Source organism: Gordonia sp. p3-SID1431, assembly GCF_025143765.1.
Lineage (GTDB): Bacteria > Actinomycetota > Actinomycetes > Mycobacteriales > Mycobacteriaceae > Gordonia > Gordonia hongkongensis.
Genome location: NZ_JAMBDT010000010.1, coordinates 40,143 through 58,298, shown reverse-complemented (window position 1 = coordinate 58,298; position 18,156 = coordinate 40,143). Strand labels below are relative to the sequence as shown.

At 71.3% G+C, this 18,156-nt stretch carries 3 protein-coding genes; all 3 read right to left on the bottom strand.

Translation table 11 applies throughout. The annotated features are described in order from the left end of the window. Positions 1–525: 525 nt before the first annotated feature. The 3 genes from M4D77_RS04685 to M4D77_RS04675 are packed head-to-tail and all read right to left on the bottom strand — an operon-like array spanning position 526 to position 17,836. Complete coding sequence (locus M4D77_RS04685) at positions 526–2,286, bottom strand: DUF4012 domain-containing protein (protein WP_259935644.1); 1,761 nt, start codon at positions 2,284–2,286, stop codon at positions 526–528. Beyond that, on the bottom strand, positions 2,283–2,906 hold the full coding sequence (locus tag M4D77_RS04680; protein ID WP_240198862.1) for a low molecular weight phosphotyrosine protein phosphatase: 624 nt from the start codon (positions 2,904–2,906) through the stop codon (positions 2,283–2,285). Before M4D77_RS04680 ends, M4D77_RS04685 begins: the two co-directional genes overlap by 4 nt. Continuing rightward, positions 2,900–17,836, bottom strand: coding sequence for a non-ribosomal peptide synthetase (locus M4D77_RS04675; protein WP_259935643.1), 14,937 nt, complete (start codon positions 17,834–17,836; stop codon positions 2,900–2,902). The genes M4D77_RS04680 and M4D77_RS04675 overlap by 7 nt, the downstream gene beginning before the upstream one ends. Between the last annotated feature and the right edge of the window lie 320 nt (positions 17,837–18,156).

The window sequence follows — 18,156 nt, the reverse complement described above, 5'->3', positions numbered from 1 at the left end:
ATCGCATCTGTCCCTTGACAACTCCACAGTGACGCCCCAGTCGGCTCCGTTCCCGGTCAGATCGTCGGCCGGGGACGGGCCGTCGGGACCACGAGAGAACTCCGCTCTGCGAGCGAGCTTCCCCCCTGCTCCCTGAGCTGAGGAGCCAGGTTGCGAGCGTCCCCATCCGCTCCCTGAGGAGCGAGCTTGCGAGCGTCCCCCTCCGCTCCCTGAGGAGCGAGCTTGCGAGCCCAATTCCTGCTCCCTGAGGAGCGAGCTTGCGAGCGTCACGAAGGGTCTCGGCGAGACGAGTTGCGAAGACCCTTCGTGACGCGCCCTCCGCAAGCTCCGGTCGCTCCTCAGGGAGCAGGGCTGACGCGCCCTCCGCAAGCTCCGGTCGCTCCTCAGGGAGCAGGGCTGACGCACCCTCCGCAAGCTGCGGGCGCTCCTCAAGGAGCAGGGGGGCTGGTCGTTCTTTCGACTAGTGATTAGTGGCTACGCAGAGCCCCCGGGTTCGGCCAGAAGTTTCAGGGCACTTTGGCCCAGTCAGTTCTCCGGCCCGCACGCCGGGACGTCGACGGTGACGGTCGGGTCGTCGACGAGCGGCTGGATCGGGACCTCGGCGTCCCCGTGTGCCGAGGTCGGCTCGTCGATCTTCAGCACGATGGTGGCGGTCTCGCCCGGTGCGATGCCCACGCGGGTCGAGTAGTACGGCCGACCGTGCAGGGCCTGCTCGACGTAGAAGGCCCCGCCCTCGCCGAGGGTCATCTCCTTGAGGACCGCGCCCTTCGTCGCCAGGAACTCGACGTTGGCGAGGTTGGTGCCCTTCTTCACCGACAGTTCGGTCCCGAGGTTGCCGGCGACGTAGTCGGTGGTGTCCGTGGTGTCGAGGGTGTTGGTGAGCTTCACCGTGATCGTCGACTCTCTGGTGTCACCCTCGCACCCGCCCGAGGTGTAGCTGATCTCGCGCCGCAGGTAATAGTCCAGCTTCGTTCCGGACGCATTGCCGATGGCGACCTGCAGATAGGGCGACGACGTGTCGGAGATCTGGTGACCCAGCTTCGTCGACTCGAGGATCTTCTGATCCTCGGCATCGGTGCTGTACACCATGATCCGCCGCTCGTGCACGCCACGGCCGAGCGCCTCGAGCAGATCCCGCGTGCTGCCGCCGGACGTGACGAGTTTGTTCACCACGGCCTGAGAGATGGCCTGCAGGTAGTCCTTTCGCGCGGCGTTGTCGTCGGCGAAGCGCTGGTAGGCCGTCGACAGCGTGATCGGGACGACGTTGTCGGCGGTGATCTTCTCCCGCCCCACCGACACCGGGCCGACGACCTCGAGAACATACTTCAGCGCGATCGGATCCAGCGCGATCGCCCCGTCGAGTTGGCGGTCGGTCTGGGCGCGCCAGTTCGCCAGCCAGATCTGCGCGGCGTCGGGGAAGTGGGCGCTGAGGTTGCCGTTCCGGAAGTCGGTGTAAGGGCGGTAGTAGGAGTAGATCGCGTCGTACTCGGGGCCGAGGTTGATCTGCGGGGTGGCCGGGTCGCGGAACTCCGAATTCGCACCGAGCTCGGGGATGGTCACCCGGCCCCCGGTCGCGTTCAGTACCGCGAAACCACCGACGAGGCCGCCGGTGCCACGAGCCTCGGACGGTGTCTGGAACGCCATGAAGTAGTTGCGCGGACCGTCGGCGCCGAGCATCGACGGGACGAGTTCGGCCGCGATGCTCGTCGCCTGCACCGTCGAGTCGGCAGCCTCGACCTGCTCGGCGAGCTGAGCCCGGGCATCAGCCACGACGCCCAGCCAACTCGGTTCGATCGCCGAGACCTGGGCGGCCACCGCCGCCGACTCCTCCGCGACCGACTTCAGCGCCGGCTGCGCATCCCGCAGCAGTGCCAGGTTCACGGTGTTGCCGGTGCGCAGGCGATTCGGGTCGAGCACGGTGGCGAGGTCGGCAGCCGGCACCAGCACGTCGGCCGACAGCGCCGCAACGGCATCGCTCATCTGCTGCACCGATTTCAGCGGCGATCCGACGACCGGCACCGCCGCAGCCGCCGACCACAGGAAACCGTTCGCACGGTCCTGGGCGTCCTCGGCCCGCACCGACGCCGCCTCGGCCGCCTGACGGGCGCCGGCCTGATCGCCGTCGAGCATCAACGCCCGGGCCCTGCTCGCATCCGCGCGCACCGATTCCAGGTCGTCTCTGACCTGGAATGCCGAGTACGCCAGCCAGATCAGCGCGGCGGCGACGAGCAGCAGCACCACCGCGACGACCTGGACGACGCGGTTGGCCGCCAGCCGCCGGATCATCGGCTCTCCCCCGTCGCGTGCCGGCCCGCTCGAGTGGCGGAGGCCTGCTCGGCGGACGATTGGCCCGCTCGCTTCGCTCCCGGCGCCGCCAGCCACGTGACCAACGCCTCGACCTTCGGTTCGACCTCGGCGAAGACCCGGTCGAAGTCCTCGCGCGGACGGCCCATCGGGTCGACGATGTCGAGCAGGTCCGAGTTCGGATCGAGACGTCCACGCCCGGCGATGATCTCCGGCAGCGCGCCGAGGTCGCAGAGCGCGGCGAACTCGGTCAGCGTGAAGACCCGCTTCCAGCGTGCCGGGGCCATCTGCTGCGCGGCGGCACGGTGTTCGCGGCTCATGCACAGCACGAGGTCGGCCTCGGTGAGCATCGGCGGACGCAGATACCGGGACTCGAACCCCGATGCGTCGTAACCGTTCTCGACCAGGACGGCGGAGGCGTGCGGATGGATGGGCTGCCCGTTGAGCGCTCCGACACCGGCGCTCGACGACGTCACGGGGACACCCGCCCGGCCGGCGAGGCCGGTCAGCACGCGTTCGCCGATCGGTGAACGACAGATGTTGCCCGTGCACACGAACAGGATCGACATCTGCGGCGTCGCCGCTTCGGATCCGGTCACCATTCCTCCTCGATTCTGCGGGCAACCCGCGCCAATACGTCCGGATGCCCCAGCTCTGCGTGCGTCGTGCCGGCGTGCAGCACGTCGACGACGGCCCGTCCGGCCGGATCGACCGCACGCCTCCAGGCGTCCGGGTCCGGGTTGTCCTGCGCCGCAACGTAGAGCACCTTACCGGCGGCCACCGGACGCAGGTCGTAGGAGCGCGCCGCCGCGGCCAGGCCCCTCGTCCGGTCCTCGAACCGCCGCAGTGCGTCGGGGTCGTGCTGCTCGGCCAGGGCACGCAGGGGGTGATCGGCGGCTCGCAGCTCCGCGTCGTCCACAGTGGTCAGTTCGGCCGGCGTCCGCGCGTCGAGCAGCACCAGCAGCGCGACCTCTTCGCCGAGTTCGACGAGCCGGCGCGCGATCTCATGGGCGACGATGCCGCCGACGGACCAGCCGACGACCCGGTACGGTCCCTGCGGCTGGGTCGCCCGGATGGCCTCGACGTGCAGTGCCGCGATGCCCTCGATCGTCGTCGGAAGATCCCGCTCGGCGAGTACGAGTTCGGGCAGTTGCAGGCCGAACACCGACGCCGACGGCAGGGACTCGCCCAGCGCCCGGAACGGTTCGACGATCCCGGTCGCGGTGTGCACACACCAGACCTCGGGTCGTCGGCCGGTGCCGGGCGACAGCGGCACGACGCGTCGGCCGCTGACGCCGCCTTCCGGGTCGTCGAGCAGCCGGGCGATCTCGGCCGGGGTGCGATGACCGAAGAGTTCCGCCGCGTCGACGACCCGGCCCGTCCGGCGGGCCAGTTCGTCCCGCAACTGCAGCAGGGCGAGCGAATGCCCACCGGCGGCGAAGAAGTCGTCGTCCATGCCGATGGGTGTCCCGGCACCGTCTGCGCCCGCGTGCGGACCGGCCGCCGCGTCGCCCAGCACGGCCCGGAAGGCGTCGAGAACCGCTGCCTCGGTGGCGGTTCCCGGTTCGCGCACGGACTCCGACCAGACCGGTTCGGGCAGTCGGCGTACGTCGATCTTGCCCGCGCCGCTGAGCGGCAGGTCGTCGAGTACGACGATCCGGCTCGGCACCATGTGCCGCGGCAGCGACGATCGGCACGCGGCCCGGAGCTCGGTGGCCGGCACCGACGGTGCCACCACATAGGACACGAGCGCTGGTCCGACCGGACCCGGCCGCAGGACGGTCACCGAGCGCTCGGCGCCCGCCCGCACGATCACCGCGTCGATCTCGGCGGGTTCCACTCGCTGACCCCGGATCTTGACCTGACGGTCCGCCCGGCCGACGTAGACCAGCTCGCCGGTGTCGCGATCCCACCGCACCAGGTCCCCGGTGCGGTAGCGGCGCACGCCGTCGGCGCCGGCGACGAACGTCGCAGCGGTGAGCGCCGGATCACCGAGATAGCCACGGGCGACCCCGGTTCCGCCGATGTACAACTCGCCGACGACACCCGGCGGGACGTGGCGCAGCTGGGCGTCGAGCACCTCGGCGCCGATGCCCGGGCGCGGATGCCCCAGTCGGATCGGGTCGCCGCGCCGGAATGCACTGGTGGACACGGTCACCGTCGTCTCGGTGGGGCCGTAGATGTTGAGAACCTGGGCATGCTCCGACCACACCGCGGCCAGATCGGCCGAGAGTGCCTCGCCGCCGATGTACACCAGGCGCAGCGCACCGATCGCCGCCGGTCGCAGTGTGCGGACGACCGAAGGCGTCGCCGTGAAGACGCTGACCCCGGTGCGGTCGAGGAACCGGGCGAGGTCGTCCCCGCCGGTGATCCCGGCCGGGACCACCACGAGGGTCGCGCCGGCGGCGAGTGGCAACAGCATGTCGTGGAACGTGGCGTCGAATCCCGGACTGATGGCCATCCCGACGCGGTCGTCTGGTTCGACGTCGCCGAGCGAGGCCACGCGGTGTACACCGCGATGGGTGACCCCGACGATGTTCGGGGTCCCGGTGGTACCCGACGTGGTGATGACGTAGGCCAGCGCGTCGCGCGACACCGATGTGACCGGTTCGGACACAACCGGTTCCGTCGGTTGGGCGGGGATGTCGGCGGGCGTGATCACACTCGCGGACGCGCCGGCGACCACGTGGTCGATCCGGGCCGTCGGGTAGGTGACGTCGACCGGTACGCACACCGCGCCGATCCGGCTGACCGCCCAGATCGCGACGACCGACTCGATCGACCGCGGCACCACGACGGCCACCGCGTCGCCGGCACCGAGCCCTCGACGTCGCATCGCGCGGGCGGTCACCGAGACCCACCCGTCGAATTCGCGGTAGGTCAGGGACCGGTGCTCGTCGGCGATGCCGGGACGGTCGCCGTACGCCTCGACAGCCGACGTGAAGAGCTCGGCCAGCAGCGGTTCGGCCCCCGTGGTCGATGACGCCCGCGCTCGGTCGGCGACGAAGCGTCGTTCGGCGCCGGTCAGCGGCTCGATGGCCGCGAGGCGACGTGACGGCTCCCCCACGACGGCGGCGACCGCGGCGACCACTCGCTCGCCGAGAGCGCGGATCGTGCCCTCGTCGAACAGTTCCCGGCCGTGGTGGACGCGCAACCGCCAGCCGCCGGCGTCGGGCACCGCCTCGACGTGGATGTCGAACTCGCTGCGCGGCGACATCCACGTCGGCGCGCCGGTGTCTACCGGGTCGGGCCCGGGCATCTCCGGATCGGCCATCGAGAACGCCACCTGTACCAGCGGATGCCGCCCGGGGACGCGCGGCGGATCGATCAGGGCGACCACATCGTCGAAGGCGATCGCAGCATGATCGAGCGCCGCCAGGTCGTCGTCGCGGACCGCCGTGATCAGCTCGCCGACGGTCATGCCGGGGCGAATCCGGGTGCGTAACACGACGGTGGAGATGAGCATGCCGACCGTGCCGGCGGTGTCGGAGTCGCGGCGCATCGAGGCGGGCGTGGCCAGCGCGATGTCATCGGACCCCGACTGCACCGCGAGGGCCAGCACCAGCGCCGCGTGCAGGATGTGGAACTCGCTCGCCGACGCCCGGCGCGCGGCCGCCGGAATCGCCTGTCCGACCGCATCGTCCAGCAGATACTCGGTCGTCGAGGTCCGCAGGTCCCGAACGACGGGGCGGCGCTGGGCGAGGTCGAGCTCGCCGCTGTGCCCCTCGAGCGCGCGCCGCCAGAAGTCCACCAGGGCAACCCGGGATCGCTCGTCGTCGGCCGCCATCTGCCGGGCGACCGCCGCGAAACCCGTCGGCGCCGGGCCGAGGTCGAGACCCGCCAGCAGCGACGCGAGCTCACGCTGCACGATGCCGGCGGATTCACCGTCCATGGTGATGTGGTGCGCGATCACCACGACCGCCACCGGGGCCACCTGATCGTCGCCGGTGACCAGCCACACCCGGACCGGTGGCTCACCGGTGAGATCGAAGGCCTCCCCGAGCATCCCGATCCCCGCGGGCGTCGTGAGCTCGGCCGCACCCACCCGCCGCAGGGACGGGCGCCAGGCGTCGAGAACACGCTGCCGGGGACCGTCAGGCGTCGCGAGATACCGGGTACGGAGCGCGGGATGGCGGTCGACGAGGGCCTCGACCGCGCCGATGACCGCAGACTCGTCGGTTCCGGGCGGCACGGGCACCACCGCGGGCACGGCGTAGATCGGCACCGCTCCGAGCATCTGCGCGGCCACCCACATCCGGCGCTGCGTCGGGGCGAGTGGGAGGTCGCCGAGGTCGGCCTCCGACGCGCCGGTCGGCGAACCGCCTCCCGCATCCGTCCCCTCCGCGGGGAGTTCGGTCACCGCCCGTGCGAGCGCGACCGGGGTGGGGTTCTCGAAGAGCAACCGGGTGGGCACGCGGACGCCGAGCCGGCGCCCCAGCGCGGAGGTCACCCGTGTGGCCGAGAGCGAGGTACCGCCCATCGTGAAGAAGTCGTCGGCGTCCCCCACCGAACCCGGTGAGGCCTCCAGCACCTCGGCCATCGCGTCGGCGATCGCCGCGACGAGTGGGGCCGAGGACACCGCATGCGACGGCGCCCCGGCACCATCCGGCACGACCGCGGTGCCCGATACCCGTTCGGCCGCAATGACGTCGACGGCCGGGCCGTCGACCTCCGGGAACGGCTGATCGGCATCGGCTGCCGCCGCGAGGACGGATCGGCGGAAGTCGTCGAGAAGTGCCTGCGCGACCACGGTCGGGACGGCGGCGGAGTGCACCACCGTGATGTGCAACTCGTCGTCGCGTTCGGCGAGAACGACCTCGACGTCGAACTTGGCGTCCACGGTCGCGGTGTACTCCGGGACCAGCGTGGCAATCACGGCATCCGCCTCGGGACCCGGGCCACCCGCCGACGCTCCGCCGAGCACGACCTCGCCGGAGGACTGGGGCACGACGTCCTGGTTGACCAGCAGTACCGAGATCAGCGGGTCCCCGGCCTCCCGGCCGTCGGGACGGACCGTGCGGGCGACGTCCTCATAGGGGACCTCACTGTGCGGTTGGGCGGCCAGGGCGGCATCGCGAGCCCGCACGACGGCGTCGCGGATCGGGAGCCCCGGATGCAGCCGTGTCCGCAGGGCCACGGTGTTGACGAACATGCCGACCACCGACTCCCACTCCGGCGCATGCCGGCCGTGCACCGGTACGCCGATCAGCAGGTCCCACTCACCGGTCCACCGGCCCAACACCGTCGCGAGCGCGGCGTGCGCCACCTGGAACACACTCGCCGACATCGCTTTCGCGGTCTGGTGCAGTGAATCCGTGCCGACGATCGACGCCGACAACCGCCCGGTCGCAGCGTCGCGCGGCCGACCGCCGGTGTCCGCGATTCCCGGCAACCGGAGCGGGCCGGGGGCATCGGCGAGCGTCGACGTCCAGAAACGCAGTTGCCGTGCGTATCTGCTGCGCGGATCGGACGGGTCGCCAAGGCGCGCGATCTGCCACTGCGTGAAGTCGGCATAGGTGAACGCCTCGTCGGCGGGGACCGAGAGCCGCTGGCCGTCGTAGGCACGGAGCAGGTCCGTGAGCAGCACCCGGATCGACCACCCGTCGATCGCGACGTGATGCAGGACCACCGCCAGATGGGTGTGCGGATCCTCCGCCGAGTCGAGCTCGAAGACCGCGGCCCGGAACCCGGTCTCGGACTCCAGATCGAACGGCCGTCGCAGGAAGTCCTCGACGTCACGACGGAGACCCTCGGGACCCGCCGCGGCGTCGACGAGGTGATGCCGTAGCACCGGACTCCGGTGCTCGATCCGGCGCTGCCGTGGACCCGACGGCGAATCCGGGTGGACCGTCCGGAGGACGGCATGAGCCGCGACCACCTCGTCGACCGCCTTCCGCAGGCGGGCGAGGTCGACACGGCCACTCATCCGCAACACGAGCGGAACATGGTAGGCCGTCGAACGCGGATCGAACTGATGGTGAATCCACATGCGGCGCTGCGGATATGCGAGCGGCAGGAACTCCGGCACCGGGAGTCGGGTGGGTGCCGCGCCGGACTCCACTCCGCTTCCGGCGCCGGTATCACCCGGCCCGGCCAGCAGTTCGTCGACACGTCGCGCGACTCCCGCGACCGTGCGTGCTTCGAAGATCTCGCGGACCCCGATGTCCGCACCGGTCGCCGCCGTCAGCCTCGACGTCACCTGCGTGGCCGACAGCGAGGTACCACCCTCGGTGAAGAAATCGGAATCGGCGTCCAGCGACTGAACGGGACGGTCGAGGACCTCCGCCCACACCGCGGTCACCAGTTCCTCGGTGGCCCCCGACGGCGGCCGCCCGGGGCGGACATCCGAACCCGCTGCCGCACCGGCGAAATCGGGATCGGGCAGCGCCGCCACGTCGATCTTCCCGTTGCGTCCGAACGGCAACGCCGGGACACCGACGATCGCACTCGGGATCATGCTGCGCGGCAACAGGTGCGCGAGCTGACGAGGCAGGTCGGCCACTTCCGCATCGTCTCCGTCGACCACGACCCACGACACGAGGATCTTCTCGCCCGCCGGGGTGGTCCGCGTCGCGGTCACCGAGGTCGCCACGCCGGGCAGCCCCGACAGCGCCGCATCGACCTCACCCGGCTCCAACCGCACGCCGCGGATCTTCACCTGATCGTCGGTGCGACCGTGGATCACGAACGTGCCGTCGGGACGACGGTGGACGAGGTCACCGGTCCGGTACATCCGCCCGCCGGCGCTGAACGGGTCGGTGCTGAACGGATCGGGGACGAACGCCCCGGCCGTCGTCGCCGGGTCGTCGAGATACCCACGGGCAAGGCAGTTCCCGGAAAGGTACAGTTCGCCGACGGTGTGGTCGGGCACCCGTCGCAGCGCACGGTCGAGCACATACATCCCCACACCCACCAGCGGCGCGCCCATGTGAATCGGTCCGCCCGGAGTCGCCGTGTACCGCGCGCTGCTCACCGCCACGGTCGCCTCGGTCGGGCCGTACTCGTTGCTCAGCGTGTGGCCGGCCGTCCACTCCCGGACCAGCCCGGCGCCGAGGGGTTCACCGCCGACCGCCACGTGACGAACACCGGGGAGTTCGTCGGGCCGCAGGGTCGCGAGCACCGACGGGGTGGTCAGCAGGACGCTGACCCGTTCGGCGTCGACGAACTCGGCGAGCTCGTCCGCGGCCATGACATCGGGCGGGCACACGACGATCGTGGCGCCGGCGACCCGCGGGGGCACGAGCCCCATCAGGTGGGCGTCGAATCCGGTTGCATACGTGTGCAACACCGCGTCCGACGAGTCGAGCCGCAATCGGGCCACGGTGTCGCGCGCCCAGTCCGTGAGGCCCCGATGGGTCACCTGCACACCCTTGGGCAGTCCGGTCGTCCCCGAGGTGAAGGTGATGTAGGCGACGTCGTCCACCGACAGCGGGCGCACCCGCTCGGCGGCGGCGAACGGCAGCGAATCCGCCGCATTCGCAACGGAATCGGTATGTCGGGCGAGCAACTCGTCAAGGGCGAGCACCGGGATGCCGCCGGTCACGGATTCCGCGGTCGCCGCGAGGGTGACAACGGCACGCGGTCGGCACCGCTCGATGATCATCTGCCGGCGCCCCGCGGGGTCGGCTGGGTCGACGTTCACGAACGCCGCTCCTGCGCGGGCGACCGCGACCGTGGCGAGCACGCCGAAGACCGAGCGCGGCAGCAGGGCGACCACCACGTCCCCCGGACCGATTCCCGCGTCGATGAGCGTGCGAGCCATGAACGACGCGAGGCGGTCGAGGTCGGAATTGGTGAGCGAGACACCCGGCCCGGGCACCGGATGGCGTCGGTCGACGACCGCGATCGCATCCGGATCGTCAGCGAGCCCACCGGTCAGCAGCTCGTCGAGCGTCTCGAACTCGCGACTCCGATTCTGCGGCGCGGCTTCCGGCACCGACGTCGAGTCCGACGGGGCGAGCAGCGCCGCGACCGTCCGGTTCGGCTCGCGGACCCCGCGCCGGATCGTCTCGACGACGAGGTCGCACAGCGCGTCCAGTCTCGGGGCGCTCGCCACCGCATCCGTGCACGTCATCATCAGATGCAGCGCGCCGTCCCGGCGGTACATCGACACGTCCACACCGAACAGCGGCACTCCCCCGAAGGCACTCGCGTCCGACGGGACGCTCGCTGCCGCAGCCGGACTCGCCGCCACCAGCTCGTCCGGGACGGCGCCGAGGGAGACCTCGAACAGCGGGGTGCCCGCCTTGACCCGACCGGGATCGGCGATCTCGGTGATCTCGGTGAGCGGGAGGTCGGCGTGCGCGAACGCGCCGAGGTCGACCGCGGTGACCGAGGCCAGGAGGTCGACGAACGGCAGGTCGACGTCGATCGGGGTGTGCAGGGGTACGGCACGGGCGAACAGCCCCGGCACGGAGACCAGGCGCGGGTCGATCCGCCCGGACAGGGCGGTGCCGATCGTGACCACCTCGGCGTCGGATTGCCTTGTCAACACCGCCGCGAGCGCGGTGTGCACGACGATGAACGGAGTGCTGTGTCTGGCCACCGCCAGTTCGTCGAGTGCTCCGGTCTTGGTGCGATCGAGCGCCCGGTGCGCACGGTGCACCACCGCTCGTTCCGGCGCGGACGGATGTGGGGCCGCCGGGTTCAGTTCGGGCAGGCGCAATGGTTCGACGGCCCGATCGAACGCCGAGACCCAGTGCGCGACGAGCTCGGTCCGCCGGGCGGCCAGCGACCCGGCTCGCCACGCCGAGTACTCCTGGTAGTCGACATCGGCGGGCGCCGGGAGGGTCCCGGACAGGGCGGATCGCAGCTCTGCGAACAGGATGCCGAACGACTCGCCGTCGACCGCGATGTGGTGTGCGACGACGAGAAGCCAGGTCTGCCCGCCCACCGCGCAGATCCGTACCCGCCAAGGCAGTTCGGCGGCCAGGTCGATCGGCGTGTGCAGCGTACGCAGAGCGGCGTCGACCGAGTCGACGTCTGCGACCGAGACCGTCTGCGCCAGTTGCGCTCTCAGTTCGCCGGCGACATGGGAGTCGGATCGGCGACGCTGCACCGGGCCGTCGGGACCCGACGGGAACACAGTGCACAACGCGTCGTGCCGCGTCACGATCGCGAGCAGGGCACGGCGCAGCTCGACGGGGCCGGCGTCGATCGGGAGGGCGAGCGGCATCAGATACCCGGTGAAGTCCGGTTCGGTGCGCCACCGGAGCCACAGATCCATCTGCTCGGGGGTGAGCGGCAGATCCACCCCGTCAGTGGCTGCGAAGTCGGCGAGACCGCTCCGGGAGCCGTCGGCGATCGCGCGTCCCGCACTCGCCGCGGACTCGATGTGGGCGGCGAGTGCGGCCACCGTCGGGTGGGCGAACACATCGGCGACGGAGACATGGTCGCCCGTGCCCGTCAGCGTGGCCGCGAGTCGCGCTGCCGACAGTGAGGTTCCTCCGGCCGCGAAGAAGTTGGTGTCCGCGGCGAGCACGGCGTCCGTGCCGATCACGGCGCGCATGGCGTCGGCGACGGTCTGCTCGGCCGGTGTCAGTGCTCGGGTCGGTCCCGTCGGCACCTCGGGCAGCAGACCCGTGAGCCGGTGGCGGTCGAGTTTGCCGGTCGGGGTCATCGGCCAGCCGTCGACGATCGCGAGTCGCGCCGGGATCATGTGCGCCGGCAGCCTGTTCGCACAGGACACGAGGATCTGCTCCGCGGAGAGGGCGTCCAGCACATCGAAGTCGGCGAGGCCGTCCTCGGTGACGAATGCGAGCAGCCGTTCCTCGCCGCGGCGGCTACCCGGGTCGAGGAGCACGCGCGCGTCACCGACGCCGGGGTGCTCGCGCAGCACCGACGCGATCTCACCGAGTTCGATGCGGTGCCCGCGGATCTGGACCTGGTCGTCACTGCGGCCGAGATAGACCATGCGGCCGCCGGTGATCTCGCGTACGCGGTCGCCGGTGCGGTACATCCGGCGGCCAATGCCGCGCGGGTCGGCGACGAACCGCGAGGCGGTCGTGGCCGGGGCGTTGTGATAGCCGAGCGTGACCTGGTCGCCGCTCACGTACAGTTCGCCGATGGCGCCCACCGGAACCGGGCGTAGGTCTCGCCCCAGGATCACCGTCGAGACGCCGTCCAGCGGGACACCGATGTCGCTGCGGGCGTCGTCGACGTCGACGTCGACCGCCGTGAGGTGCACGGTCGTCTCGGTGATGCCGTACATGTTGACCAACCGAACGTCCGGATGCGCGGCCGACCACTCCCGTAACAGCCCCGGCGACAACGGTTCGCCACCGAAGACGACGGCGCGCAACGCGGTTGATCCGGCGTCCGGGGCGACGGCCGCCACCGTCGGGTCGATGAGGTTGCCGAACGCCGTCGGGGTCTGCGAGCAGACGGTGACCCCGTACCGGTCGATCGCCGCCGCCAGCAAGCGCGGGTCGAGCACAGTGGCGCGCTCCAGCACGACGACGGCACCACCGGAGGCCAACGGCCCCAGGATCTCCCAGACGGAGAAGTCGAACGCGTAGGAGTGAACCCAGCTCCACACGTCGTCGTCGGACGCGGCGATCGTGTCCAGCGCGGCGCCGAGCATGGCCGCCAGATTCGCGCGGGTCACCAGGACGGCTTTCGGGACACCGGTGGAGCCGGAGGTGTGGATCACGTAGGCGCCACCCGGAACCGGTTGTGCACGTTCGCCCGTCGCGACGGCGCGCACCGCCGGCCCGGCTTCGATGACCGCGACGGGAGCGGTGGCGTCGACGATCAGCTCCGTCCTCGACGGCGGATCGTCGGGTTCGATGGGCACGTACACCGCGTCGGCCAAGAGCACCGCGACGATCGCGATCACGGCCTCGGCGCTCCGGGGCAGCGACAGCGCGACTCGGTCGCCCGGTCGTACCCCGTTCTCCCGCAACGTGTTCGCGAGGGACTCGGCGCGACCGAGCAGTTCCCGATAGGTCAGGGCGGTGTCGTCGGCGATGACGGCGGCGGCGTCCGGCTTCGCCTGCGCACGGCGTCGCAGGGCATCGATCGGGTCGACGGGAGTGGTCCGGCGGCTGCGGTCGGAGAGCACCCTGGCGGCGGCAACCGGGATGCACCCCGCGACGACCGAGTCGGGCGTCGCGACACCGAGCGCGGCGACCGTCTCGACGAAACGGTCGAGCAGGTGGCCGGCAGCCATCGGGTCGACCCGGCGTTCGGCGACGGTCAGCGCTATCGACAACCCGTCCGGTTCGTCGAAGACGGTTAATTCCAACGCGGTTCGCGCCTGGCCGGCGGACAAGGTCTGGACCTCGGCGAACACCGCCGGGTCGGCGACGTCGGGCCGGGAGGCGTGATAGGCGAAGATGACATCGGCGAGCCCCGTCGGTGCCGCGTCGGCGTGGGTGATCGCCGCCGTCAGGTCCGCGCCCACGCGGGCGAGGGCCTCCGCAACGCTGCGGCGCCGCACCCCGGTGATCCGCACCGGTACCGTCTCGACGAACATGCCGACCGGGCGTAGTTCCTCGGTGGTGAATCGTCCTGAGACCGGCACCGACAACACGAAGTCGTCGGAATCCGAGTACTCGGCCAGTACGGCCGAGAGCGCCACGCACAGCATCGTGTTGAGCGTCGTCCCGTAGTCGCGTGCACGAGCAGCGGCACGGTCCCGGGCCCCACGGTCGACGTCACGACGCAGGACGGTCGCCGGACCGGAGGTGAGTCCCGCCGGCACCGGTTGCGCCGGCTCCGGCAGCACGATGCGAGAAGGGGCCTCCCGCAATGTCTTCGCCCAATGGACCTCGGCCGCCGCATCCACCGCGGCCGACCGCGCGGACAGCGCGGCACTGAAGGCCACCGCGTCCTCGGTCCACACCGGAGTCGCACCGTCGAGACGAGCACGCAGTGCATGCGCGAAGTCGTCGACGACGGTGTGCAGCGACCACTCGTCGATCGCGATGTGGTGGGCGACGAGTACGAGCTCGGTCCGTTCGCCGGTCTCGTCGACGACCGCACGCCACGGCAGGTCCACCGTCAGGTCGAAGGGGGCCGCGACGGCGAGGTCGATGCCGGTCGCGTCGAGGGTGGCCGCGGTCATCGGCGCGGCCACACTCGCCTCGTCGACTCCGCGGACGACCGCGACCGGCTCCCCGCCGGTGTCGGGGTACACGGTCCGCAGCGCCTCGTGCCGCGCCGCGACGTCGATGAGTGCGGCGCGGACGACGTCGGCCGAGATACCCTCGGCGAGAACGACATGCACCGGCAGGTGATAAACGGTCGCCTGCCGGTCGGCGCGATTGAGCAGCCAGATCTCCTGCTGCGCGCGGGTCGGCCGGTAGCGGACGGTGCCCGCGGGATCACCCGGCGCGGCGCGGCGCGGCGCGGAGGCCTCGAGGACGGCGGCGAGTTCGGCGAGGGTCGTGACATCACCGAGATCGCGCATGCTGACGACGACCTGCAAGGTGTCACCGAGGTGCGTGGCCAGTTGCATGAATCCCAGTGACGTGGCGCCGAGCTGGACCAGTTCGTCGTCCAGGGACGGGTCGGGCACGCCGAGGACGGACGTCACCGCGTCGGCAACGGCGCGTTCGATCGGCGTCGACGGACGGCGGCGCGCGGCGGGCGTTTCGGGCGCCGCGGCGATCAGCCCGGCGGCGGCAGACCGGTCGACGCCGCCGAACCCGTCGAGCGGTACCGCATCCAGGATCGTGACCCGGCGAAGCCACAGCACCGCCGGGAGTTCCGCGTTGACCCGGCGCCGAGCCGCCGCCCGAATCCGTTGCGAATCAAGGGGTTCGGTCGCCTCCGACGACGCGGAACGGGCGGGCACGAGTCCGAGCGCGAGCCCGTCGCCGTCGCCGTCGCCGAGTACGGTCGCGGTCGCGGCCGCAACACCGGGGACCTCTGCGGCGGCACGTTCGAGCAGCGCGAGATCGACTCGGATGCCGTCGATCTCGACGATCTCGCCGGCACGGTGATCGACGACGAGAAGTCCCGTCCCCGGTTCGAGGTGCCCGCGGTCGCCGGTGACCAGCATGCGCCGGCCGGGATGCCACGGACAGGCGACGAGCGTCGTCGAAGTACGCATTCCGTCTCCGGCGAAGTACTGTGGCACAACGCTTCCCACGACGTACACGTCACCGGTGATGCCGGGCGGGAGGGGTCGTAGACGGTGGTCGAGGATCGCGATGCCGACGCCGTCGCGCGGGTGTCCACTCGGGAGGGGCCGGTCGATCGGCTGGTCGGAACGGACCCGGTTCGCTGCGGTGTAGGGGCCCAGCACGCCCCGAGGGCTGTAGGCGGTCCGCACATCGCGGCCCGCGGCGTATCGGACGGCCGGTGCCGGCGCGGCGCCGGCGTCGACGATCAGCACCGTCGTCCCGGCGCCGTGCTGCGGGTCGTCGACAAGCAGCCCGGAGGGCACGATCCGGTGCGTCACGCCGGCGGCGTCGGTCTCGACGAGCCGCAACCCGTGGGCGGCACCGGCGACGATCTCGAGGTGGGCCGCCCAGGAGGCCGTCGGCGCCGTGACCGCCAGCTGTCCTTGTCCCGCGTCGGATACGTTGTGGCCGATTGTTTCCGGCGCGAACAGGCCGTCAACGATGAGCACGGACACGGCCCGCTGCGGGAGTGCGACGACACCCTCGGCGCCGACGGCGAAGCAGGCGGTGTCCTCCGGACGGGACGACGCGGGCTCCGCCGACGGCGCGACGCCGGTCAGTCCGGACAGGGTGTGCACGTCCTCCGCGCGGACGCCGGCCGGCACGTCCGCATCGTCGTCGGCGATCACCAGCACGCCGGACACCCCCGGGACATCCGGCGACACCGAGTGCGGTGCTGCGGGATCGAGCAGGATCACGGCGGCCCCCGTCGCCGCGACGGCCCACCACGACAGCACCCGGTCCGCGTTTGGCCCGACCAGGACGCCGACCGCCGAGCCGGGTCGCGCTCCGAGCGTGCGCAACCGGGCGCCGAGGTCGCGAGCCCGCGCGTGCAGCTGCTCGAAGGTCAGCAGCGATGCGTCCGAGGATGTTCCAGAGACCTCGACGGCGGGTTCATGCCGGTGCCGCAGCGCGACGTCGGTGAGGGCCGTCCAGACGGTGCCCGCGTCCGGCGCCTCGTTCGCCGGCAGCGCACGCGCCTCACCGGCCGGGGTGTCGGAGAAACGCAGCGGCAGGTCGTCGACGCGGGTGTCCGGCGCCCGGAGGAGCGCATCGGCGAACGTGTCTAGCATCGACAGGAACTGCCCGTGGTGTTCGGCGACCTCCGCGTCGTCGTATCGGTTGGGGTTCGCCTCGACGCCGATCATCAGCGAGGAATCCTGATCCTCGCCGGGTACCGGGTAGATGTTGATCGTCAGGTCGTCGGCTGGGCCGACGGTCAGGATGTGAAACGTGGCTCGGGCTTCGCCGCAGGGGAATTCGCGGTCGAACAGCATCAGGTTGAGCATCGGCCCGGAGCGTTCCTGAGCCGCCGTGCGGGGTGTCGCCCCGGAGGACTCGTCGGCGGCGAGGTCGGCCCAGATGTCCTCGCCGCGGTAGCGCTGATGTCGCAGTGCGCCCATGAGCGCGGCCTGGGTGGACGCGAGCGCGTCGGCGACGCTGCCCGATCCGGTGACCCCGGTGCGCAGCGGCACGATGTTGGCGACCGGGAGCGGGGTGGCACGCAGCGCCGCGGTCGTCCGCGCGGCGACCGGGAACTGGAAGATCACTTCGTCGCCTTGCGCGGCCGCGCGGCCCAGATAGGCCGCGAAGGCGGCGACGAGAACGCTGGGCAGGATCGTCGAACCGTGTTGTGCCGCCGCACGCAACCGCGCCATCGTGTCGGCGGGCACTGCGGAGGCGACGCGCCTGGCAACGGCTGCGGGACGCCCCGGGCGGTGCGCCAGGGTCGCGGCGATCCCGACGCCCGCCATGTTCTCCCGCCAATACGCGCGGTCGGTGGCGAAGCGCTTCGACTGGCGGTACTCGGCGTCGGCGCGGGCCGGAAGGTCCAGGTCGACCGGCTTCTGGGGCGGCGCGGGCTCGCCGGTGACCGCCGCGTGATAGGCCGCGAGGGCCTCGACCATCCGGTCCTTGCCGCCCATCCCGTCCGAGAGCAGGTGATGACCGCGGTTGTAGACCAGCGCCTTGTCGTCGGACAGCCGGAACAGGCACCCGCGTGCGGTCCGGTCCACCCGGGGGTCGAGGGGTCGCGAATAGTCCTGCGCCATCATCTCCTCGGCGACGGCGCGCGGGTCCGGCCGGTCACGGAGATCGATGATGTCGGCCCAGTAGTGCAGGGCGGGGTCGTACACGCCGACCAGCCCGTCCTCGGTGTCGACGAACCGGAGCTGGGTGAACTGCGCGCGCTGCACCACCGTGCTGGTCGCCCGCACGAAGAGTTCGGCGTCGATGGGACCGTCGATCTCGACGTACTGGGCGACGTTGATCGGCACATCGAGCGCCGCCTGCTGGGTGAACCACAGCGATCGCTGGGCCGCGCTGAGGGTGAAACGACGCGGGGCGTCGGGGTCGGAGGGACCCGACGGGGCCACGAACTCGCGCTTGGACGAATCGCTCATACGACGACCCGGCCTTTACGCGTGCGGCCGGGGAGAACGGGGCTCACGGGGCGGGCCGACCGTCTGATCCCCCCGGTCCCAGAAATGCCATGCCACACCCCGACGTGCATGAAAAAGGCGTGCGTCGGCCGCGAGATCGAAACACGGGCGTCGTCGAATTCAACGCCTTGCCTCACCACTCACCATGTGCCGTCCTCTTGTCACGCCGATCCGTTGCCGTCGGTCGCGTGGTGATTCTCATCATCGACGCGTCACCGGGGCGAACGGCCATTTCCCGACACTGTCATCGCAACGGCCGCTCGGCGTGAAACCGATGCGCG

Coding starts and splice junctions, on each gene's coding strand:
- M4D77_RS04675 (WP_259935643.1), bottom strand. CDS start 17,836: ATGAGCGATTCGTCCAAGCGCGAGTTCGTGGCCCCGTCGGGTCCCTCC.
- M4D77_RS04685 (WP_259935644.1), bottom strand. CDS start 2,286: ATGATCCGGCGGCTGGCGGCCAACCGCGTCGTCCAGGTCGTCGCGGTG.
- M4D77_RS04680 (WP_240198862.1), bottom strand. CDS start 2,906: ATGGTGACCGGATCCGAAGCGGCGACGCCGCAGATGTCGATCCTGTTC.